Source organism: Ruegeria sp. BHSB058, assembly GCF_059613285.1.
On the sequence record NZ_JBXWSF010000051.1, the window covers coordinates 1 to 20,887 of the forward strand.

Annotated in this window: 24 protein-coding genes and 1 riboswitch; of the genes, 18 read left to right on the forward strand and 6 right to left on the reverse strand. The window is 61.4% G+C overall.

Annotated features, from left to right (window positions below):
• Positions 1–82 precede the first annotated feature (82 nt).
• A complete protein-coding gene (locus tag AC2FNB_RS13350; RefSeq protein WP_496747091.1) occupies positions 83–694 on the reverse strand; it encodes an FMN-binding negative transcriptional regulator in 612 nt (203 codons plus the stop codon).
• Between the two features lie 54 nt (positions 695–748).
• Positions 749–896, forward strand: a riboswitch (FMN riboswitch).
• A gap of 76 nt (positions 897–972) precedes the next feature.
• Here AC2FNB_RS13350 and AC2FNB_RS13355 point away from each other — a divergent pair.
• The 6 genes from AC2FNB_RS13355 (at position 973) to AC2FNB_RS13380 (ending at position 5,273) form a co-directional block, all read left to right on the forward strand.
• Complete coding sequence (locus tag AC2FNB_RS13355; RefSeq protein WP_496747096.1) at positions 973–1,413, forward strand: 6,7-dimethyl-8-ribityllumazine synthase; 441 nt, start codon at positions 973–975, stop codon at positions 1,411–1,413.
• Positions 1,414–1,539: 126 nt separating this feature from the next.
• The gene (gene aroC, locus AC2FNB_RS13360; protein WP_496747100.1) at positions 1,540–2,640 is read left to right on the forward strand and encodes a chorismate synthase; all 1,101 of its coding nucleotides are present in this window, start codon (positions 1,540–1,542) and stop codon (positions 2,638–2,640) included.
• Positions 2,624–3,286 carry an HD domain-containing protein gene (locus AC2FNB_RS13365; RefSeq protein WP_496747102.1) on the forward strand — a complete coding sequence of 221 codons (663 nt, stop codon included), beginning with the start codon at positions 2,624–2,626 and terminating at the stop codon, positions 3,284–3,286. The genes aroC and AC2FNB_RS13365 overlap by 17 nt, the downstream gene beginning before the upstream one ends.
• A gap of 54 nt (positions 3,287–3,340) precedes the next feature.
• Positions 3,341–4,276, forward strand: a complete 936-nt coding sequence (locus tag AC2FNB_RS13370) for a DMT family transporter (protein WP_496747104.1) — start codon at positions 3,341–3,343, stop codon at positions 4,274–4,276.
• 58 nt (positions 4,277–4,334) lie between these two features.
• Positions 4,335–4,934, forward strand: a complete 600-nt coding sequence (gene cobO, locus AC2FNB_RS13375) for a cob(I)yrinic acid a,c-diamide adenosyltransferase (RefSeq protein WP_496747106.1) — start codon at positions 4,335–4,337, stop codon at positions 4,932–4,934.
• Between the two features lie 33 nt (positions 4,935–4,967).
• A complete protein-coding gene (locus AC2FNB_RS13380; protein WP_496747108.1) occupies positions 4,968–5,273 on the forward strand; it encodes a hypothetical protein in 306 nt (101 codons plus the stop codon).
• Between the two features lie 61 nt (positions 5,274–5,334).
• On the opposite strand, the gene AC2FNB_RS13385 is transcribed toward AC2FNB_RS13380, so the two are convergent.
• Both AC2FNB_RS13385 and AC2FNB_RS13390 read right to left on the reverse strand, forming a co-directional pair.
• A complete protein-coding gene (locus AC2FNB_RS13385; RefSeq protein WP_480749009.1) occupies positions 5,335–5,700 on the reverse strand; it encodes an SPW repeat domain-containing protein in 366 nt (121 codons plus the stop codon).
• Between the two features lie 109 nt (positions 5,701–5,809).
• Positions 5,810–6,760: an AraC family transcriptional regulator gene (locus AC2FNB_RS13390; RefSeq protein ID WP_480749075.1), complete on the reverse strand. Its 951-nt coding sequence runs from the start codon at positions 6,758–6,760 to the stop codon at positions 5,810–5,812.
• A 208-nt stretch (positions 6,761–6,968) separates the two neighbouring features.
• Here AC2FNB_RS13390 and AC2FNB_RS13395 point away from each other — a divergent pair, with 208 nt between their 5' ends.
• Complete coding sequence (locus AC2FNB_RS13395) at positions 6,969–8,114, forward strand: M24 family metallopeptidase (protein WP_496747111.1); 1,146 nt, start codon at positions 6,969–6,971, stop codon at positions 8,112–8,114.
• Positions 8,115–8,174: 60 nt separating this feature from the next.
• Here the strand turns inward: AC2FNB_RS13395 and AC2FNB_RS13400 are convergent, their stop codons facing one another.
• Entirely contained in the window at positions 8,175–9,041 is an 867-nt protein-coding gene (locus AC2FNB_RS13400) for a branched-chain amino acid aminotransferase (RefSeq protein ID WP_480749011.1), read from the reverse strand.
• Positions 9,042–9,197: 156 nt separating this feature from the next.
• Between AC2FNB_RS13400 and AC2FNB_RS13405 the strand changes: the two genes are divergently transcribed.
• From AC2FNB_RS13405 to dxs, 6 genes are read left to right on the forward strand one after another with little or no spacing between them, the layout of a single operon-like run.
• Positions 9,198–9,710 (forward strand): MarR family winged helix-turn-helix transcriptional regulator, encoded by a 513-nt coding sequence (locus AC2FNB_RS13405; protein ID WP_496747113.1) that lies wholly within the window; start codon positions 9,198–9,200, stop codon positions 9,708–9,710.
• Positions 9,707–10,408: a response regulator gene (locus AC2FNB_RS13410; protein ID WP_480749013.1), complete on the forward strand. Its 702-nt coding sequence runs from the start codon at positions 9,707–9,709 to the stop codon at positions 10,406–10,408. Before AC2FNB_RS13405 ends, AC2FNB_RS13410 begins: the two co-directional genes overlap by 4 nt.
• Before the next feature lie 47 nt (positions 10,409–10,455).
• On the forward strand, positions 10,456–11,382 hold the full coding sequence (locus tag AC2FNB_RS13415; protein WP_480749014.1) for a histone deacetylase family protein: 927 nt from the start codon (positions 10,456–10,458) through the stop codon (positions 11,380–11,382).
• Positions 11,379–11,621, forward strand: coding sequence for an exodeoxyribonuclease VII small subunit (locus tag AC2FNB_RS13420; RefSeq protein ID WP_480749015.1), 243 nt, complete (start codon positions 11,379–11,381; stop codon positions 11,619–11,621). The genes AC2FNB_RS13415 and AC2FNB_RS13420 overlap by 4 nt, the downstream gene beginning before the upstream one ends.
• Positions 11,621–12,487: a polyprenyl synthetase family protein gene (locus AC2FNB_RS13425; RefSeq protein WP_496747118.1), complete on the forward strand. Its 867-nt coding sequence runs from the start codon at positions 11,621–11,623 to the stop codon at positions 12,485–12,487. The genes AC2FNB_RS13420 and AC2FNB_RS13425 overlap by 1 nt, the downstream gene beginning before the upstream one ends.
• Positions 12,488–12,501: 14 nt before the next feature.
• Complete coding sequence (gene dxs / locus AC2FNB_RS13430; RefSeq protein WP_480749017.1) at positions 12,502–14,430, forward strand: 1-deoxy-D-xylulose-5-phosphate synthase; 1,929 nt, start codon at positions 12,502–12,504, stop codon at positions 14,428–14,430.
• Between the two features lie 33 nt (positions 14,431–14,463).
• Here the strand turns inward: dxs and AC2FNB_RS13435 are convergent, their stop codons facing one another.
• A complete protein-coding gene (locus tag AC2FNB_RS13435; protein ID WP_480749018.1) occupies positions 14,464–15,021 on the reverse strand; it encodes a TetR/AcrR family transcriptional regulator in 558 nt (185 codons plus the stop codon).
• Positions 15,018–15,557, reverse strand: a complete 540-nt coding sequence (locus AC2FNB_RS13440; RefSeq protein WP_496747121.1) for a dihydrofolate reductase family protein — start codon at positions 15,555–15,557, stop codon at positions 15,018–15,020. The genes AC2FNB_RS13435 and AC2FNB_RS13440 overlap by 4 nt, the downstream gene beginning before the upstream one ends.
• Positions 15,558–15,950: 393 nt before the next feature.
• Between AC2FNB_RS13440 and AC2FNB_RS13445 the strand changes: the two genes are divergently transcribed.
• The 5 genes from AC2FNB_RS13445 to AC2FNB_RS13465 all read left to right on the forward strand — a co-directional run bounded on the left by AC2FNB_RS13445 (position 15,951) and on the right by AC2FNB_RS13465 (position 20,886).
• On the forward strand, positions 15,951–16,385 hold the full coding sequence (locus AC2FNB_RS13445) for a CBS domain-containing protein (RefSeq protein ID WP_496747123.1): 435 nt from the start codon (positions 15,951–15,953) through the stop codon (positions 16,383–16,385).
• 133 nt (positions 16,386–16,518) lie between these two features.
• On the forward strand, positions 16,519–17,481 hold the full coding sequence (locus tag AC2FNB_RS13450; RefSeq protein WP_496747126.1) for a calcium/sodium antiporter: 963 nt from the start codon (positions 16,519–16,521) through the stop codon (positions 17,479–17,481).
• 131 nt (positions 17,482–17,612) lie between these two features.
• On the forward strand, positions 17,613–18,911 hold the full coding sequence (locus AC2FNB_RS13455) for a KamA family radical SAM protein (protein ID WP_496747127.1): 1,299 nt from the start codon (positions 17,613–17,615) through the stop codon (positions 18,909–18,911).
• Positions 18,905–19,909 (forward strand): D-alanine--D-alanine ligase family protein, encoded by a 1,005-nt coding sequence (locus tag AC2FNB_RS13460; RefSeq protein ID WP_496747129.1) that lies wholly within the window; start codon positions 18,905–18,907, stop codon positions 19,907–19,909. Before AC2FNB_RS13455 ends, AC2FNB_RS13460 begins: the two co-directional genes overlap by 7 nt.
• Positions 19,906–20,886, forward strand: coding sequence for a D-alanine--D-alanine ligase family protein (locus AC2FNB_RS13465; RefSeq protein ID WP_496747131.1), 981 nt, complete (start codon positions 19,906–19,908; stop codon positions 20,884–20,886). The genes AC2FNB_RS13460 and AC2FNB_RS13465 overlap by 4 nt, the downstream gene beginning before the upstream one ends.
• Position 20,887 lies beyond the last annotated feature (1 nt).

Consider the following 20,887-nt stretch of genomic DNA (forward strand, 5'->3'; position numbering starts at 1 on the left):
GTCAAGCTCAAATCCGGGGCCGAAGACATCACTGCCTATCTGGCGACCTTCAGCCCCCAGTAAACCCGGCGCCTGATGCTGGCTAAGCCTTGTGCATCAAGGCGGCCAGCCGGGCGGTTTCACTGCCAAAGCCACTGGAAACCTGATCAGCGGCCGCATTTCGCGCACCTTCGGGTTTGTTCTGACCAAGCTTCCAGGTGCCCTGAATATCTTCAACGCGCATGCGGCACGGTACGATCATGCGCATCATCCTGTTCAGCGCTTCACTGGACATTTTCCCTGTGCCCCATGGGGCTTTGGGCAGCAGCCGCTTCTCATAGAATGCAGATTGGCGGTCAAGCAAGCCACGTAGCTCGTCCTGCGGGCGCAGTTCAAGCTTTCCGGTCAGGTGCACGGCAACGTAGTTCCACGTCGGAACCTGATCTTCGACACCGTACCAATCGGGCGAGATATAAGCATCCGGCCCCTGCACCGCGATTTTCGCGTGCTGCGTCTCGCGCAGAACCCGCACTATGGGGTTCGAGCGCACAAGATGCAGGTCAGCCAGTGAACCGTCTTCGGACAGCAGAAACGGGACATGACTTAATAACGGGGCCTCGCCCGCAGAGAGTGCCAGAACGCCGAACGCCCGGTCGCGGGCGAATTCAACATGACGCGCGCGGTCCTCGGCGCGGAAAGCTGGATTTGGATGCATAAAAATCCTCCTGTCAAATCTCTTGCAGCGGCAGCCGGTTCTTGGCAAGGTCCGCCTCGTTCTCAGGGCGGGGTGGAATTCCCCACCGGCGGTATGCGGGCCATGGCCCGTAAGCCCGCGAGCGGCCCCGGCTTTCGGGGTGTCAGCAGATCTGGTGAAATGCCAGAGCCGACGGTTACAGTCCGGATGAAAGAGAACGCACGGCCAGGCCACGCCCCCGCGTGTGCTCGTCCGTTCGTGATCGCCTTGGGTGACGTGTCTAACCTATGGAGATTACGATGACACACACCCGCTATGCCTTCGTCAAAGCCAACTGGCATTCCGACATTGTTGACCGCGCGCTCGACGGGTTTCTTGAACTCGTCCCCGCAGAACAAGTCGATGTCTTCGATGTTCCCGGCGCGTTCGAGATGCCCCTGCTGGCCCGTGATCTGGCCCAGACCGGGCGTTATGCCGCCGTCGCCTGCGCTGCCTTTGTCGTTGATGGCGGCATCTATCGCCACGACTTCGTCGCACAAGCCGTGGTCGATGGCCTGATGCGCGCCGGGCTTGATACAGGGGTTCCCGTCCTGTCGGTCTCGCTGACCCCGCACCAATATCAGGAAACCGATCATCACAATTCGATCTACCGCGACCATTTCGTACAAAAAGGGCGCGAAGCGGCTCAGGCCGCGCTGATGATCTCGGAAACCCGTGCGAAAGTCGCGCAGGCTGCCTGATCTTCATCCTTTCGAAAATACTCAAAATGCGCCGCCCGCAGGGCGGCGTTAAACCCGTCAACGGCCAAATCCGCTTGAGGCCGGGGGCCTTGCCCGCTAATCACGATCCGCAAAGGAGCACGCCCCATGTCAATGAACAGCTTTGGCCATCTTTTCCGCGTCACCACCTGGGGTGAAAGCCATGGGCCCGCCTTGGGCGCCACTGTCGACGGTTGCCCGCCGGGGGTCACAATAGACGAAGCGATGATCCAGCACTGGCTGGACAAGCGCAAACCGGGACAGAACAAATTCACCACGCAGCGACGCGAGCCGGATCAGGTCAAGATCCTTTCGGGCGTGTTCGAAGGCCAGACCACCGGCACACCGGTGCAACTGATGATCGAAAACACCGATCAGCGCTCGAAAGACTACGGCGACATCATGGACAAGTTCCGCCCGGGCCACGCCGATATCACCTATTGGCAGAAATACGGCATCCGCGACTATCGTGGCGGCGGGCGCAGTTCAGCCCGGGAAACTGCGTCGCGCGTGGCCGCAGGTGGACTGGCGCGCGAGGCCATCAGGCAGATCGCGCCGAATGTGCAGATCACCGGCTACATGACCCAGATCGGTCCGCACAGGATTGATCGCTCCAAATTCGACTGGGCCCAGATCGAACAGAACCCGTTCTGGACACCCGACGCGACGGCGGCCGGGGACTGGGCCGCCTATCTGGATGACCTGCGCAAATCCGGCAATTCTGTCGGGGCCGTGGTCGAGGTTGTGGCACGCGGTGTCCCGGCAGGGCTTGGGGCGCCGATTTATGCCAAGTTAGACACTGATCTTGCGGCCGCGATGATGTCGATCAACGCTGTCAAAGGCGTCGAGATCGGCGAAGGCATGGCCGCTGCTGAACTGACCGGTGAAGCCAATGCCGACGAGATCTTCATGGGTCAGGATGGCCCGCAATACAGTTCAAACCACGCAGGCGGCATCCTGGGCGGCATCTCGACCGGACAGGACATTGTCGTGCGTTTCGCGGTCAAGCCGACCAGCTCGATCCTGACCACCCGCAAGACCATCACAAAATCCGGCGAAGAGACCGAGATCATCACCAAGGGCCGCCACGACCCCTGCGTCGGCATCCGCGCAGTGCCGGTCGGCGAAGCGATGATGGCGTGCGTGATCCTCGACCACCTTTTGCTGCATCGCGGCCAGATCGGTGAAAATCGTGGCCACATTGGCTGAGCTGCGCACCCGGCTGCGCGACATCGCCCGCGATCTGATGGCTTCCGACCCGGCGCACGATCTGGCGCACCTCGACCGGGTCTGGGTCAATGCCAGCGCCATTGCCGATGGGCAGACCGACCAGCGTATCCTGCTGGCGGCCTGCTATCTGCATGATCTGGTCAATCTGCCCAAGAACAATCCCGATCGGCACCTTGCCTCTCGCCGCTCGGCCGAGGCCGCCGCGCCTATCCTCGCCGGTCTGGGCTTTTCCACGCCTGAAATCGAGGCCACGAAACACGCCATCGCCGCGCACAGTTTCTCCGCCGGAATCGCACCGCAGTCGGCCGAAGCCCGCATCCTGCGTGACGCCGACCGGCTGGATGCACTGGGCGCCATTGGCATCGCGCGCAACTTTTCCGTCGCCGGTTCACTGGGTCGCGCCCTTTATGATCCCGCCGATCCCTTTGCCGAAAATCGCCCCCTGGACGACCTGCGGTATTCGGTCGATCACTGGAAGATCAAATTGCTGAGCCTGCCAGCGGACATGCTGACCAAAGGCGGCGAACAGATCGCGCGCCAACGTGTCCAACGCATGTTGCGGTTTCTCGAGTCGTTCGCCGAGGAAATCGGCCGCGCCCTGCCCGCGGACTGGACCGCCGAATAGGACCGGGATTTTCCATTATTGATCTTTGCCCGGCAAAGGCGCAGGGTCGCGCGCATGGCGACCCCCTTAACATCGCATCGACCTGTACTTGCCGTGACGCTCAAGCTGAGTGCCCTGTTTCTGTTCACGTTGATGTCGGCACTGGTCAAGGCGCTGTCAGACACTTTTCCGCCGGGCGAGATGGTGTTCTTTCGTTCGCTTTTCGCCATTCCGGTGATCGTCGTATGGCTGATCGTGCGCGGGGAGCTGAAACAGGGATTTGTCGCGAAAAGACCGATGGGGCATTTCTGGCGCGGCGTTCTGGGCACCACCGCCATGGGCCTGACTTTCACCGGACTCAGCCTGTTGCCGCTGCCCGAGGTGACCGCCATCGGCTATGCCACGCCCATCTTCACCCTGATACTGGCCGCCCTGATGCTGGGCGAAACTATCCGGATGATCCGCATCGGCGCGGTTGCAATTGGTCTCTTGGGTGTTCTCATCATGCTCTGGCCCCGCCTTGGCGGCAGTGACCTGCAGGCCTCTGCCACCATCGGCGCGCTTTGTGTTCTGGGCGCGACCATCGCCCGCGGGTTCGTACAGATCCACCTTCGCCAGCTTGTGCAGGTCGATCACCCCGCAGCCATCGTGTTTTATTTCTCGGCCACCGCGTCGGTTCTGTCTGCGCTGACCGCCTTTTTCGGATGGACAATGCCGACCTTGGATCAGGCCGCGCTTCTGATCCTGACCGGGCTGGTGGGCGGTGTGGCGCAGATCCTGGTTACGTCATCCTTTCGTTTCGGTCAGGCCTCGATGCTGGCCCCTTATGACTATACCAGCATGCTGTTCGCCATCTTCGTCGGCTACGTCTGGTTCGACGAGTTGCCAACGCTGGTCATGCTGTCGGGCGCGGCATTGGTCATTGCCGGAAACGTGCTGGTGATCTGGCGCGAGCACCAACTTGGGCTGGAGCGCGGCAAAGTGCGTGCGGTCACCGATCCCAAAGCCTGACCTTTACCTTTCGCTCACTTTCCCTAGGTTGACCCCGACAATGAACAAGGATTCTCCGATGAGCGACGCACAGGACCACAAGGAAAAGATGCAACAGGTGCAAGCCCAGCACCGCAAGAAAGTGTCCGAAGCGGTCGACCCCGATCGCGGGTTGGTGCTGATCAACACCGGCAAGGGCAAAGGCAAATCCTCGGCCGCTTTCGGTGTCGTCATCCGCGCGCTGGGCTGGGGCAAAAAAGTGGCCGTCGTCCAGTTCATCAAGGGCAAATGGAAAACAGGCGAGCGCCGGTTCTTCGAGGAACACGGGCTGGTCACCTGGCACACAATGGGCGAAGGCTTCACCTGGGATACCCAGGACCGCGAACGCGACATCGCCGCGGCGACGGCGGCCTTTGGCAAGGCCCGCGAACTGATGGAAAGCGGCGGATACGATCTGGTGGTGCTGGACGAGATCAACATTGCGCTACGCTATGAATACCTGACGGTGGATGCAGTCATCGAAGGACTTGAGGCGCGGTCCGGGAAAACCAGCGTGTTCCTGACGGGCCGCGACGCACCGCAGGCGCTCAGGGACTATGCCGATCTGGTTACTGAAATGACCGTGGAAAAGCACCCGTTCGATGCCGGGATCAAGGCACAAAGGGGTATCGATTTCTAAGCCAGCCGCAACCATTCAATGGAGGAGGCGCAAATGACCGCAAACCGTCTGATGATCCTGTCAGGTGTGTCGTTTGTCCTCTTCGGCCTGCTGCTGGGCGCCAGCAGCTCAGAGGCGTCGAAAAACCTCTGGGGCGGGTTGAGCACGGCATCGCTTGGCACCTTTGCCCTGGCGATGGTCGCCGATGCGCTGGCCAACGGCAGGATCAGGTTTCAGTTCGACGTGATCGAGCGGGACAAACGCCCGCGCCTGTTTCTGGCCGCCATATCCCTCGTTGCATTTGCCGGGCTGGTCGTGATGGGGTGCGCCGTTTGGGTCCTGTTTTTCCGGGGCCGATAGCACCCGCGAAAAAGCCGTGGCCTTGGTTGCCACGGCTTTTTCTTCTGCATGGGTCGCGCCGTCAGGCCGCAACGCTCTCTTCTGGCGCGCTCAGCGAAATCACCGCTACGACCGCGATCCCGTTCAGCCAATAAAAGGAAGCGTCGAGGCCGGAGAAACCGAACAGGCTGGGCGCGAACAAAAAGGTGATGCCGACCAGCAGGTCCACCGCCAGATGGAACTTGTACGGCAGAACCCGCCAAATCCCCAGATGGTGGTCGGTCAGGACCGTCAGCACAAAGGCCGCCATGCCGGTGACAACCGACAGCCACAGCGCTATCGGGTTGGACTGCCCCAGTCCCAGCAGGAACGGCAGCCCCATCAGCGCGAAAGCAACCGGATAGTCGAGATAGGCATGAATATTGCGGGTAACGAAACGAATGGACATGAGATTTTCCTTTCTCTGATCGATGTGAAGCAAAGATAAGGGATCTTTCTCGAACGATTGAGCCTTGAGCGTACAGATGATCTTGCCATTCGTACAAAGTCAGAGCGTATCAATGCATCGCCTTATAGGCCGCCGGTGATACGCCGATTTGTTTCTTGAACACGCGCGAAAACGCCGCCTCGGAGCTATAGCCCGCCTCGGCGGCCGCATCCGCGACGTTCCAGCGGTTCTCGACCAACCCGTGACAGGCGATCTGCATGCGCCATTCCGTCAGGTACTGCATCGGGGTCGTTCCCATCTTCAGCGCAAAAAGCTGGGCAAAGGCTGTTCGCGACATCCCGGCCTCACGTGCAAGCGTCTCGACGCTCCAATCGCGCGCGGGGGCGCGGTGAAACGCCGTCAGCGCCCGCGATATTCGCTGATCGGCAAACCCGGCCAGTGCGGAATAGTTTGGGCTTTGATGTTCCAGATGCGCCCGGATGGCCTGGGCAAACAGCACTTCCGAAAGCTTTAGCGCGATCAGGTCGCCACCGATCCGGGCTCCATTCACTTCCGACCCGATCATGCGCAATGTCGCCTCGATCCAGGCGCCGGCCTCCTCGCCATAATTTTCGATCAGGATATAGGGTGGCAGCCGGTCGATCAGCATGTGACCTGATCCCTTCCCCCCCGGCGCAGCGGAAAACGAGAAATGGCCGCAGATCAACTGCGTATCGCGCTCTTCGTCCGCGCCGCCATAAATCAGAACGCCGTCGCCCTTGTACCCGGCTTGCTCCAGAACCTGATCCAGCGGCAGGGCGTCGATCGGCTTGACTTCGTTGCACAGCAGCGCATGCGCCGCCCCATGCGGGATCAGGATCAGGTCCCCCTGCCTCAGCCGCAGCGTCTCGGCGGTTGATGGGACATACACCTTCAACTCGCCCCGCTGCACAAAATGAAACCGGGCCACGTTCTGGTAACTCGGCACCTTGATCCCGAACGGCGGTGTGAACGACGTGCGGAAATACAGGGTTCCACGCAGGGACAGGCGGGTCAGGATATCGCTGAGAAGGTCTAACATGATGCGAACGTAGTCGTATTTTGCCCTTCGTCCATATGCCTGAACGAACTGCAATGTATTTTGAACGATGGGTTTATGTTGCGTCACGACCAGCAAACCGCAGTTATGCACGCCCGGCCCCGCAACCCATTGCCAGCTGCGATTCCTGCCCATTACACTCTACCGACTTCATACAACAGTCATTCAGCCACCGGCAGGGGATCATCGAATGAGTCACGACAGAATGACCGAATTCCGCGACCGCCTGATCCGGCAGGGGATCGACACCGCCTTGGTCACGGACGAAGACAATGTCTATTACCTGACCGGATACTATGACTACCTGCACATGGAATTCGGGCGACCGACGATCCTGGTGATTCCAAAAGACGGCGACAGCCTGCTGATCACTCCCACGATCGACGAAGTCATGGCCATAAAGGTTGCGCAGGTTGACAGGATTGCAGCCTGGAACGACGGCGCGGGGGAGGAATGGCGACAGGAACTGCCCGCCATCCTGAAAGCCGCCGGGTCGGTGGCGATCGAGCCGGACCGGATGCCGCCGATGGTCAGGCGCTATGTCGATACGCTTGTGGAATCATCCCGGTTACGAGACGTCTCGCCCATCCTCGATGACATGCGGATGATCAAATCAGCGTCCGAGTTGCAACTTGCGCGCCATGCCGGTCAGGTCGCCATGGCGATGATGGAGGCCGGCCGCGACGCAATCGGCGACGGTGTTCCCGAATACGAGGTCGCGCTGGCAACCGGGCGCGCGGGAACCCGCAAGGCAGCACAGATCCTGTCCGACCACTATGCTGATACGCCAATGTCGCCCAACACACATTTTCTCCAGATCATGGCCTCTGGCGACACGATCACCAGAACGCACCAACGGGCATCGACCCGGATCATGAAACGGGGAGAGCCCGTATTCCTGTGTTTCTGCGGCATGACGAATTTCCACCGCTTCAAGCTGGGCTTTGACCGGACCTTCTGGATCGGCGAAATTGCAGACGCGTCACAGGCCGGAATCTACGAGATTGCCGTCGCCAGCCAACAGGCCGCCTTGAATGAATTGAGGCCGGGAATATTGGCCGAGGAGGTGCACCGCGCCTATGCCGAGGTCATTCAGGGGGCCGGATTCGACTATCCTTTCCGCTGCGGGCGGGCAACGGGGTTCAGTTTTCTCGAAAAACCGCAGCTGGTGACCGGGGACAAAACCGTTTTGCAACCGGGCATGGTATTTGCGGTTGACGGGTCAGTGTCCGTTGACACCTTCCGCGCGCAGGTCGGCGACAGCTTTATCATCACCGAGGACGGCTACGAACCCGTCACATTCCACTCAAAGGCGCTGGCTGATGTGATCTTGTGAAATCGCATCAAACGCCGGGCACGGGCCCCGCATTTACGCGGGGGCCGCAGTCTCGATCAACTACGAACGCACCAGCTTCTCGTAGGATTCCGCGATATCGCGGGTCAGGTCACCGACCTCAAAGGTATATTCCCCGATCTGCCCCACCGGCGTGACCTCGGCGGCGGTGCCGGTCAGCCAGCACTGTTCGAAATCCGCCATTTCCTCGGGCATGATGTGACGCTCGTGCACGGTGAGGCCCTTGTCCTTGAGCATCTGCACCACGGTTTGGCGGGTGATCCCGTTGAGGAAGCAATCCGGCAGCGGTGTGTGCACTTCGCCATCCTTGACAAAGAACACGTTGGCGCCGGTCGCCTCGGCGACATAGCCGCGATAGTCCATGAACAGCGCATCGGAACAGCCCTTGGCCTCGGCCTTGTGCTTTGAGATGGTGCAGATCATGTAAAGGCCCGCCGCCTTGGCATGAACCGGAATGGTTTCCGGGCTCGGGCGTTTCCATTCCGCGATGTCCAGCTTGGCGCCCTTCATCTTGGCGTCGCCATAGTATGCGCCCCAACCCCAGACCGCGATGGCCATGCGCACCGGGTTGCGGGCCGAAGCCACGCCCATATCCTCGCCCGAACCGCGCCAGACCAGCGCCCGCACATAGGCGTCCTGCAGGCCCGAGGCCTTCAGTGTCTCTGCCTTGGCGGCCTCGATCTGATCGACGGTATAAGGCATCGGCATATCCAGAGCCTCGGCGCTGGCGACCAGCCGTTCGGAATGCGCCCGGCTTTTGAATATCTTGCCGTTATAGGCGCGCTCGCCCTCGAACACGGACGAGGCATAGTGCATGGCGTGGGTCAGGATATGTACCCTGGCATCGCGCCACGGCACCATTTCACCATCCATCCAGATGACACCATCACGATCATCATAACTCGCCATGCCAAGACCTCCAGAACGGCAGTTTTCCATTTATTGCGTCAATTAGGTCCGAACCGGACACTTTGTTGCGCAAAAGCTGCGATTCGATACCTGTTCACCCTTGGAATGTCAACAAGACTGACTTAAAGTCGGTCCAAGCAACAAACGAGGCATATCATGTCCGAAACCCGCGCCGCATCGGCCTTTGGTGGCGAAAGCCTGCTGTTTCTGACCGACGAGCAGTTGCGGCAGGGGATCGAGGCAATGTTTTTTGCCTATCGCGGCTTTACCGCCGATCCGGACCGCATTCTTGCCGAAATGGCTTATGGCCGCGCCCATCACCGGGCGGTCCACTTCATCAACCGCGCGCCGGGAACGACCGTGAACAACCTGCTGGCCATCCTGGGCGTCACCAAACAGTCCCTCAACCGGGTGCTGCGCACGCTTATTGCCGATGGTCTGGTCGAAAGCCGCGTGGGGACGGTGGACAAGCGCGAGCGCCACCTTTTCCTCACCGATGCGGGACGTGCGCTCGAGGCGAAACTCTCCGACGCCCAGCGCGCCAGGATGCGCGCAGCCTACAAGGATGCCGGCCCCGAAGCCGTGGCCGGGTTTCGCAAGGTACTTGAAGCGATGATGGATACTGATATGCGTGGTGCCTATACCAAACTGCGGGATACGACCTCATGAGCAACATGGATGCCCATCTTCTGATCATCGACGATGACGAACGCATTCGCGACTTGCTGAAGAAATTCCTGATGAGGCACGGCTTTCTGGTTACGTCGGCCCGCGATGCCGCGCATGCCCGCCGGGTGCTGACCGGGCTGGACTTCGACCTGATCGTCATGGACGTGATGATGCCCGGCGAGGATGGCGTCAGCCTGACGCGCGCCCTGCGCGAAACCCATACGACGCCGATCCTGTTGCTGACCGCGCGCGGCGAAACCGAACACCGCATTGCCGGGCTCGAAGCGGGGGCCGACGACTATCTTGCCAAGCCGTTCGAACCCAAGGAATTGCTGCTGCGCATCAATGCGATCCTGCGGCGCATGCCCGAAACCTCGGCACAGGACGCCGCGCCGAAAATCCTGCATCTTGGGCCGATCCGTTACGACATCGAACGCGGCGAGATGTGGCAGGGCGAAGACCCGGTGCGTCTGACCGCCACCGAAAGCCAGCTGATGCGGATTTTCTCGGCCCAACCCGGCGAAGCGATCAGCCGCGCCAAGCTGGTCGAGGATCTGGGTCGCGACAAGGGCCAGGCACAGGAACGGGCCGTCGACGTCCAGATCACCCGGCTGCGCCGCAAGATCGAATCCGATCCGAAACAACCGCGATACCTGCAAACGGTGCGCGGTGCCGGGTACATGCTCGCCCCGGATTGATCAGCTGAACCAGGCTCTGTTCCGGGCCGCTCGAACAAGGGATCATGATGAAAACCACCCTGATCACCCATGCTGACTGCCTTGGGCATGTCACACCTGCAGGTCATCCCGAACGGGTCGCGCGGCTGGAACACATCCTGCACGCACTCGAACCGCTGGATCTCAACCGTGTGACAGCGCCATTGGCCGCGGACGACGATCTGCTGCGCGTCCATCCCGAAAGCCATGTCCGCGCGATCCGCGCCACCCGGCCTGCCGACGGCTTTGCCCAGATCGACGCCGATACGTTCATGTCGCCCGGCTCGGTCGATGCCGCCTATCGCGCGGCGGGCGCTGTGGTGCGCGCGGTCGACATGGTTCTGGGCGGCGAAACCCCCAACGCCTTTTGCGCCATCCGCCCGCCGGGACACCATGCGGAAACCGAGACCGCGATGGGGTTCTGCCTGTTCGGCAATGCGGCGCTGGCGGCCAAACACGCGCTGGATCACCACGGGTTGTCCCGCGTCGCGGTGGTGGATTTCGACGTTCACCACGGCAACGGCACACAGGACCTTCTGTGGGACGAGCCGCGCGCATTGGTGATCACCAGCCAGCAGATGCCGCTCTGGCCCGGCTCCGGCCGCCCCGACGAGGATGGCGCGCATGGGCAGATCCTCAACATGCCATTGGCCCCCGGAACCGGCGGCGCCGAGATGCGCGCGGCATATCAGGGGCAGGCCTTTCCACGTCTGCGTGCGTTCAAGCCCGAACTGATCATTATCTCGGCCGGATTCGACGCGCATCAGGACGACCCGCTTGCCAATCTCAACTGGTCCACCGCCGATTTCGCGTGGATCACCGCCGAGTTGTGCAAGATTGCCAAAGACGTGTGTCAGGGCCGTATCGTCTCGACTCTCGAAGGCGGGTATGATCTGAACGCGCTAAGCGCCGCAACCCGGGCGCATGTGGAAGAACTGATGAAGGCCGCGACATGACCGATACACCCGTTGACCAGATGACGTTCGAACAGGCGATGAAAGAGCTGGAGGCCGTCGTCGGCCAGCTTGAACGCGGCGATGTGGCGCTGGATCAGTCGATCGCGCTCTATGAACGCGGTGCGGCGTTGAAAAAGCGCTGCGAGGACGAGCTGAAGCGCGCCGAGGAAAAGGTCGCCGCCATCACGCTGGACGCCAGCGGCCAGCCCACAGGGACAACACCCGTCGAAGGCCTTTGATGTTTCAGGAAAGGCTGGCGCAGGACGCCGCGCTGATTCAGGACCACTTCGATCTGGTTCTGGGCGCGCTCGACCCGATCGATGTGACCCAGGCCATGGCCTATGCCACGCAGGGCGGCAAACGGCTGCGCGGGTTTCTCGTGCTGGAAAGCGCTCGCCTGCATGATGTCGGACCCGACCGCGCGATCTGGCCCGCAACGGCCATCGAGGCGCTGCATGCCTATTCGCTGGTTCATGACGACCTGCCCTGTATGGACAACGACGATCTGCGGCGCGGCAAGCCGACGGTGCATGTGAAATGGAATCAGGGTACCGCCGTGCTGGCCGGCGACGCCCTGCAGACGCTGGCCTTTGAGCTGTGTACCCGGTCCGAAACTGGCCCTGCGGACACCCGCGCCGAACTGGCGCTGACGCTGGCACGGGCCAGCGGCGCGCAGGGCATGGTGCTGGGGCAGGCGCTGGACATCGCCGCCGAATCCGCCGACCGGCCCCTGACATTGGATCAGATCACCCGCTTGCAGGCCGGCAAAACCGGTGCGTTGATCGAATGGTCCGCCTGCGCCGGGGCGCGGCTGGCCGGGCAGGACACGGCCCCATTGCTCCAATACGCGCAGGCGCTTGGTCTTGCTTTTCAGATCGCCGATGACATCTTGGATGTCGAGGGTGACGCCAAAAAGGCCGGAAAGCGCCTGCAGAAGGATGCGGATGCAGGCAAGGCCACTTTCGTCTCGCTTCTTGGGCTCGATGGGGCGCGATCGCGCGCGCTGGAACTGGTAGAGGCCGCCTGCACCGCGTTGGAAATTTACGGCACGCGGGCCAATACCTTGAAGGAGGCCGCCCGTTTCGTTATTGCCCGGGACAGCTAACCGCAAAGGACGCCATGTCAGATCGCCCGAAAACCCCGCTGTTGGACCTTGTGAACCGCCCTGCGGATCTCAAGCAGTTCTCGGACGCGCAACTGACCCAGCTTGCGGGCGAATTGCGGGCGGAAACCGTCTCGGCCGTTTCGGTGACCGGCGGCCATCTGGGCGCGGGCCTTGGCGTGGTGGAACTGACCGTGGCGCTGCATGCGGTGTTCGACGCACCGCGTGACAAGATCATCTGGGACGTCAGCCATCAGTGCTATCCGCACAAGATCCTGACCGAACGACGCGACCGCATCCGCACCCTGCGCCAGAAAGACGGGCTCAGCGGCTTCACCAAGCGCAGCGAAAGCCCCTATGACCCGTTTGGCGCAGCGCATAGTTCGACCTCGATCAGCGCCGCTCTGGGGTTCGCCGTCGCCCGCGATCTGGGCGGCGCAATCCCCGAAGGCTTGGGCGATGCCATTGCCATCATCGGCGACGGTTCGATGTCCGCCGGCATGGCATTCGAGGCGATGAACAACGCAGGCCACCTGAACAAGCGCCTGATTGTCATCCTCAACGACAACGAGATGAGCATCGCACCGCCGGTCGGTGCGTTTTCCAACTATCTCTCGCGCCTCTACGCCGAAGAACCGTTCCAGGAACTCAAGGCCGCCGCCAAGGGCGCGGTTTCGCTTTTGCCAGAACCCTTCCGCGAAGGCGCCAAGCGTGCCAAGGAAATGCTCAAGGGCATGGCCGTCGGCGGCACCCTGTTCGAGGAACTGGGCTTTTCCTATCTCGGCCCCATCGACGGCCATGATATGCACCAGCTGTTGCCGGTCCTGCGCACCGTCAAGGCGCGCGCGACCGGCCCGATCCTGATCCACGTGCTGACCAAAAAGGGCAAGGGCTATGCCCCGGCCGAAGCCGCCCGGGATCGCGGCCACGCAACGGCGAAGTTCGACGTCGTCACAGGCGAACAGAAAAAGGCGCCTTCGAACGCGCCCTCCTACACTTCGATCTTTGGCAAGACCCTGGTGGCCGAGGCCGCGCGCGACGACAAGATCGTCGCCGTCACTGCCGCAATGCCGGACGGCACCGGGCTGAACCTTTTTGCCGAACGCTATCCCTCGCGCTGTTTCGACGTGGGCATAGCCGAGCAGCACGGCGTCACCTTCTCCGCAGCGCTGGCCGCCGGCGGCATGAAACCCTTCTGCGCGATGTATTCCACCTTCCTGCAACGCGGCTACGATCAGGTTGTGCATGACGTCGCGATTCAGCGCCTGCCGGTGCGCTTCGCCATCGACCGGGCCGGTCTGGTGGGGGCCGACGGCGCCACTCACGCGGGGTCGTTCGATATCGCCTATCTCGCCAACCTGCCCGGCATGGTGGTCATGGCCGCCGCGGACGAGGCAGAGCTGGTGCACATGGTCGCCACCGCCGCCGCCCATGACGACGGCCCCATCGCCTTCCGCTATCCGCGCGGCGAAGGTGTGGGTGTGGACCTGCCCGAGCGTGGCGAGGTGCTGGAAATCGGCAAGGGCCGCCTGATCCAGCAAGGTGCGCGTGTGGCGCTCCTGTCCTTCGGCACCCGTCTGGCCGAGGTCCAAAAAGCCGCCGAGGCTCTGTCGGCGCGCGGCATCACCCCCACCATCGCCGACGCCCGTTTCGCCAAACCCCTTGATCAGAGCCTGATCCTGGACCTCGCTACCACGCACGAGGCGCTGATCACCATCGAAGAAGGCGCCATCGGCGGCTTCGGCAGCCACGTGGCGCAGCTTCTGGCCGAAGAGCGCATCTTTGACACCGGTCTGAAGTTCCGCTCGATGGTCCTGCCCGACACATTCATCGATCAGGCCAGCCCCGCCGACATGTACACCGTCGCGGGCATGAACGCCGAACATATCGAGGCCAGGGTTCTTGACGTTCTCGGCGTCGCCCAGATCACCGGGAAACGCGCCTAGGGCCTCTGCCCCCCGCACCGATTTTTCAGTTGCTCAACCTGTCGCTTTCGCCAAGACCCAATCGACGCCGCGCAAAAAGTCGTCGATTGACAAAGTGTTTTTTTCTCCGCTGGACGCTGAGAGAACAAAACCGTGTGTGTAGTCGATGAGAAGGTGCAAGAGCACATCATTCTTGTCACCATTGTCGAGTTCCCGAGTGCAGCCTCGCAACTCGTTTGTGATCTGTATGAGATCCTCGCTCATGAGAGAAACATCTTCGAGAATGGCCCGCAACAGGTTGGCATTCAGCAAGGCACGTTGGAAGTATGCTCTCAATATGTTGCGCGCCTTCGCTGTCGGACTCTCTCCCGATACGTCCTGCAGCGTGTTCTCAAAGGCCAAACCAACCAAATCTGCCAGCAACGCATGCTTGCTGCCGGAATGATAGGTCACAGCCATCGGCGTGACCTTCAGCTTTTCGGCCAGCAGGCGAAACGAGAGTGCATCTGCTCCTTGCTTTTGAACAATGGGTAACGCGGTTTGCAGCACAAGCTGTTTTGACAGACGCTGGGTTGATTTTGGCGGCCGTCCGACCGCAGACGATTTCGTCATGCGCCCTTCACTTTGTAGACCAGCTCGACAAGGCCGGACGGAAATGGCGTGGCCGAGATCAGCTCAAGGTCAACGTCACCGTCAGTTTCGCCGAAAATACGGATGCCATCCCCCAGCAGGATGGGAACCATGGCAATCTTCATGTCTTGCACGAACCCGGCCCTGAGAAAGGACTGAATGATCGCGCCACCATCGACATATACACGCTTGTGGCCGCGTTGGCGTAAGGTCTCCCATAACTCCTGTGGCCGTTCCGTTGTGAATTCGACTTTGCTCTGCAGATGTTCAGGCAATTCCCGACTTGTCATGGAACGGCTAAGGACAACGACTGGCTTTTCATAGGGCCACTCGCCAAATCCCAGGACAGTTCTCAGCGACCCGGAACCCATGACAAGAACATCGACACTGTCCATAAACTCATTGAATCCGTGGTCTTCATTGGATGTCGGCTGTTTCGTCAACCAATCGAGGCTGTGATCTTTTCTTGCCACAAAGCCGTCAAGGCTCATTGCCATCATGATATGTCCGGTAGGCATGGAATTCTCCATCAGGTATTAATTATATATCATATAATTAATAGAGAAAAATTTTCGATAAGACCCATCTGATGCGATGCTTTGCCAGGGAATATGGACATTTGCCTCGCTTACAGCATTCGTCAAAACCGGTTCAAGACAGACCAGCGTACTTTCGCGGCTTGATCTTTTATTTTGTGTCCCGCCACTTGAACGCCGATTGCGACATACCGATCTGTGTCCTGACGCGAGATGGCCGGACAGCTCCGTTGCGGTACCAGTTGATGGACTGAGCACGCCTCACTTTCTCCGAAGCATGACGACACGCCTGCCCGCCTTGCGCGGCGCAGCGACGGATGTCGTTAGCCTTGGGAACCGCGCCCTCCGGCGTGCATCTGACTGATAGAGAACGTCATGTCGGTAAAATCCATTCTGGCGCGAAAAGGTTTCTTCGTGCCGCGTATCGACCCCAACTCGCCCGTCAAAGGCGCCCTTTTGCATTTGGAAAAGGATGAGATCTCGGCCTTGATCGCCACGTCCGATGGCCAGCAGATCGACGGCATCCTGACCGCCGCCGATATCACCCGAGGCCTGCATCACTTCGGTGCCAGGGTCATCGACATGCCGGTGAGCCGGGTGATGACCAGGGACGTGAAAACATGCGATGTCTCGGCATCCATCGCCGAAATCCACCTTTTGATGACCCGGCACCACATTCGTCATCTTCCGGTGACACGGAATGGAAAGCTGTGTGGCCTGATCAACATTCTCGACGTGATCCGCCAACAACTCGAAGACAGCGAAGCCGACGCGAAATCCATGCGCGCCTATATGGCGGGACGCGTTTGATGCGATACCTCGGACAATGCAATCAAACGTTGCGAGGGACTGTCCTGCCGGATTGGTCCAGGAAGAATAGACTGAACCTCAAAGGCCTTTTTCCCGGCCCCAACACACACCACTCCAAGATGGACGGCTCGCAATGACATATGTGACCCTGATACTGGGCCTTTTCCTTCTCGTGGCCGGGGGCGAGGCGCTTGTCCGTGGTGCCGTGGGGATTGCACGGCACCTGAATATCTCGCCGATTCTCATCGGTCTCACCCTCGTGGGGTTCGGCACCTCGACACCTGAACTCGTGACCAGCCTGCAGGCCATGATAAAGGGAGCGCCGGGCATCGCCGTCGGAAACGTCGTAGGCAGCAACATCGCCAACATCCTGCTGATCCTCGGCATCGCGGCGCTTCTGCTTCCGATCCACGTCAACGCCGCGGCATTCCGGCGCGATGGTGTCGTCGTGGTGCTGGCAAGCCTCGCCTGCCTGGCGGTGGTTCTGGCAGGGGCCATCCCGCGCTGGATTGGGCTCGTCTTTGTTCTGGCGCTCATCACCTACCTTGTCCTCACCTATTTGCTGGAACGCGGCAACGGCTCCGACTCGGCCGCCCTGCACAAGGCCGAGGCCGATCTTGCACCAACACCGCCCACACACCTCCTGTCGATGATCGGCAGCTTTGTCGCCGGTCTGGCGCTGACGATCTTCGGCGCACGCTTGCTGGTGGACAGCGCCATTGATCTGGCGCGCCTTGCCGGTGTGTCCGAAACGGTGATCGGCCTGACCATCGTGGCGGTCGGCACATCGCTGCCCGAACTTGCAACATCGGCCATCGCGGCGCGCCGGGGTCAGGGCGATGTGGCGCTCGGCAACATCGTCGGCAGCAACATCTTCAATATCCTCTGCATTTTGGGTGTAACGGCCCTTGTGGCACCGATTCCGGTCCCCGCAGAGATCGCTGAATTCGACATCTGGGTGATGCTGGCGGCAACCGCCGCGCTCATCGCGGTCGCCGTCACCGGCTGGTCGATCCGGCGGTACGAGGGCGCCCTGCTGGTGCTCGGATACGGTGCATATCTGGCCGCACTTCTGGCCATGGCGCACACAATTTGACCGTCCTCAAAAAGAGAAAAGAAGCCTCTTGAAATGAAACGCAACCGAGCGCATTTTCGCAGCGTCCGAGTGCAGCGACAGAAACGACGATTGGCGCGCGACGGCTCTCTCGGCACCGGAACCTTATCCGAATGGATCAAGAACCCGCTCCTGTATCGGAGCCTCCAGATCTCGGGCATCTCGCCGGATCAACCTTCTTCCCTTTTGAACCCAACCAATCGATTTCAATACCCGGCCGCCCGTCTCTGCGCGCGCCACGGTTTCCGATTGGCAAAGTCACCGCAGAATTCCGCAAGCGGTTCTTCCCCGACACCACGACGGCGGATTGGAACGACTGGCGCTGGCAGATGCGGGCGCGAATCCGGTCAACCGCCCAGCTTGAGCGGATCTTCCAACTCGGCCCGGACGAACGCGAAGCGCTGGGTCGCCATGTCGGCGGACTGCCGGTCGGCATCACACCCTATTATGCCAGCCTCATGGGGCACGACGACCCGTCCGAACCATTGCGCCGCACGCATATCCCAGTGGGTCAGGAATACCTGCGCACGCCCGGCGAGGCGGACGATCCCTTGGGCGAGGATCACGACACATCGGTTCCCGGTCTCGTGCACCGATATCCCGACAGGGTTCTGTTCCTGACCACCGGCACCTGCTCGACCTATTGCCGCTATTGCACACGCTCGCGCATGGTCGGCCAGGCGGGCGGCGAGTACCAGTTCTCGACCCGCCAGTGGGAACAGGCCTTCGCCTATATCGAAGCCCACCCCCAGATCCGCGACGTTCTGCTCTCGGGCGGCGATCCGCTGACCCTGTCGGATGAAAAGCTCGACCATCTTCTGGGCCGTCTGCACGCCATCCCGCATGTCGAGTTTGTGCGCATGGGCACCAAGGTTCCGACCGTGCTGCCGATGCGGATTACACGCACTCTGATCCGCGTCCTGAAAAAGCACCACCCCCTGTGGATGTCGATCCACGCGACGCACCCAAAGGAACTGTCCCCCGAAGCGACCGAAGCCTATGCGCGGCTGGCCGATGCCGGCATTCCGCTCGGCTCTCAAACCGTGCTTCTGAAAGGCATCAACGACAATGTCGAGACGATGAAATCGCTCAATCACGGTCTGCTCAAGCGGCGGGTGAAACCCTATTACCTCTACCAATGCGACCCGATTACCGGCTCGGCCCATTTCCGCACCCCGGTCGCAAAAGGCCTTGAGATCATCGAAGGTCTGCGCGGTCACACAACCGGCTATGCCGTGCCGCAATTCGTCATCGACGCCCCCGGCGGCGGCGGCAAGATTCCGCTTTTGCCGGACTACATCGTGGGCCGCGACGGCGATGACCTGATCCTGCGCAACTTCGAAGGGCACCACTACCGCTACCACGATCCGGACCAAAGCCCGCTTCCATCCAGGGAATCCCCATCATGCTGATCGGCCTGACCTATGATCTGAGGGATGACTATGCCGACGCAGGCCTGTCGGACGAGGCACTGGCCGAATTCGACAGCCCCGAAACGGTTGCGGCCATCGAAATTGCGCTGGCGCGGGCCGGGTACCGGACCGACCGCATCGGCAACATCCGGGCGCTGGCCTCGCGACTCGTGGCTGGAGACCGCTGGGACCTCGTATTCAACATTGCCGAGGGCGTCTCGGGCCGCTCGCGCGAGGCGCAGGTTCCCGCCCTGCTCGAAGCATATGGTGTGCCCTACACCTTTTCCGATCCGCTGACGCAGGCGTTGGGCCTCGACAAGGCAATGGCAAAGCGGGTCGTCCGCGATGCCGGTCTGCCCACCGCACCATTCGCGGTGTTCGAAACCGCCTCCGACGCAGTAGACTCTGAACTGCCGTACCCGCTGTTTCTCAAGCCGCTCGCCGAAGGCACCGGCAAGGGCTGCGAAAACGCCTCGAAGGTCGGCGATGCAAAATCCGCCGAGCTTGTGGCGCAGAACCTGATTGCCCGGTTCGAACAGCCCGTTCTGGCCGAAACCTACCTGCCCGGGCGCGAGTTCACCGTGGGCATTCTCGGCAATGGTGCCGGGGCCCGCGTCATCGCCGTGATGGAGGTTATGCTGCGCGACCGGTCGGGCGATCAGATCTACAGTTTTCACAACAAGGAACACTGGGAACAGCACGTGCATTACGAACTGGCCGATGACGCCGAGGCGATCGAGGCGGGGCAGGTCGCCCTTGCCGCCTATCGCGCCTTGCAATGCCGCGATGCGGCCCGCGTCGATCTGCGATCCGACGCGGCTGGCTGGCCTCATTTCCTCGAGGTCAACACGCTCGCCGGCATGCACCCGACCCACTCGGACCTGCCGATGCTGTCGGCCAAGTCCGGCCTCACCTATGACGACCTGGTTACCGGAATCGTCGCGGCGGCACTGACCCGCACAGGGCAACTGACAGAGGCGCAGCGCGTCGCATCATGAATGGTTTTGATATCCCCGTTATTCACGGGGCGACGGGGAACACCCCCGACGAGCTTGACACTGTCCAGACCGCAATAGCGGTGATGGACGCACTGGCCGATTTGGGCGCGCGGTCGCGGCTGATCACGCTGAACGAAGGCGAGGCCGTCCTGGATCAGCTGGCCGCCGAGCGGCCCGATCTGGTCTTCAATCTGGTCGAGGCCGTCGGCGGATATGCAGCGCCGGCGGCCGCCATCCCCCAGGCTTTACAGGCCCGTGGCCTGTCCTTCACCGGATGCGGGGCAGAGGCCTACTGGACATGCCAGTCAAAGGTCATGCAGAAAGAGCGGTTGCGCGAGGCCGGGTTGCCCACACCGGATTGGAGCGTCAACGGCGTTTCGCTGGCCCGCACGCCTCAGGTGATCGTCAAATCGATCACCGAACACGCCTCGGTCGGCATTGATCAGTCCTCGGTGATGCCGGGCAAACAGGCCGCTGGGGCAATCGCCGAAAAGACCGCGCGCACGGGTGATCCCCATTTTGCCGAAACCTATGTCGACGGTCGCGAATTCGCCCTGTCGCTGCTGGACATGGACGATGGCCCCCGTGTGCTGCCGCCCGCCGAAACGCAGTTTCTGGGCTACGGCCCCGGCAAACACCGCATCGTCGATTACGACGCCAAATGGGTCGAGGACACGCATGCCTATAACAACACCCCGCGACGGTTCGAGTTCCCACCCCGGGACCAAGCGCTGCTGACCGAACTGAAACGCCTTGCGCGCGCCTGCTGGGATCTGTTCGGCCTGTCGGGATATGCGCGGGTCGATTTCCGCATCGACGCAAGCGGCCGACCCTGGATTCTCGAGGTCAACACCAACCCCTGTCTCGCCCCCGACGCGGGCTTCGTGGCCGCCGCTGCGCAGGCCGGGCTCAGCTTCGAGGACCTGATCGGGCAGATCGCCTCTGCCGGTCTGCGCAAAACCGAATTGGCGGCCTGAC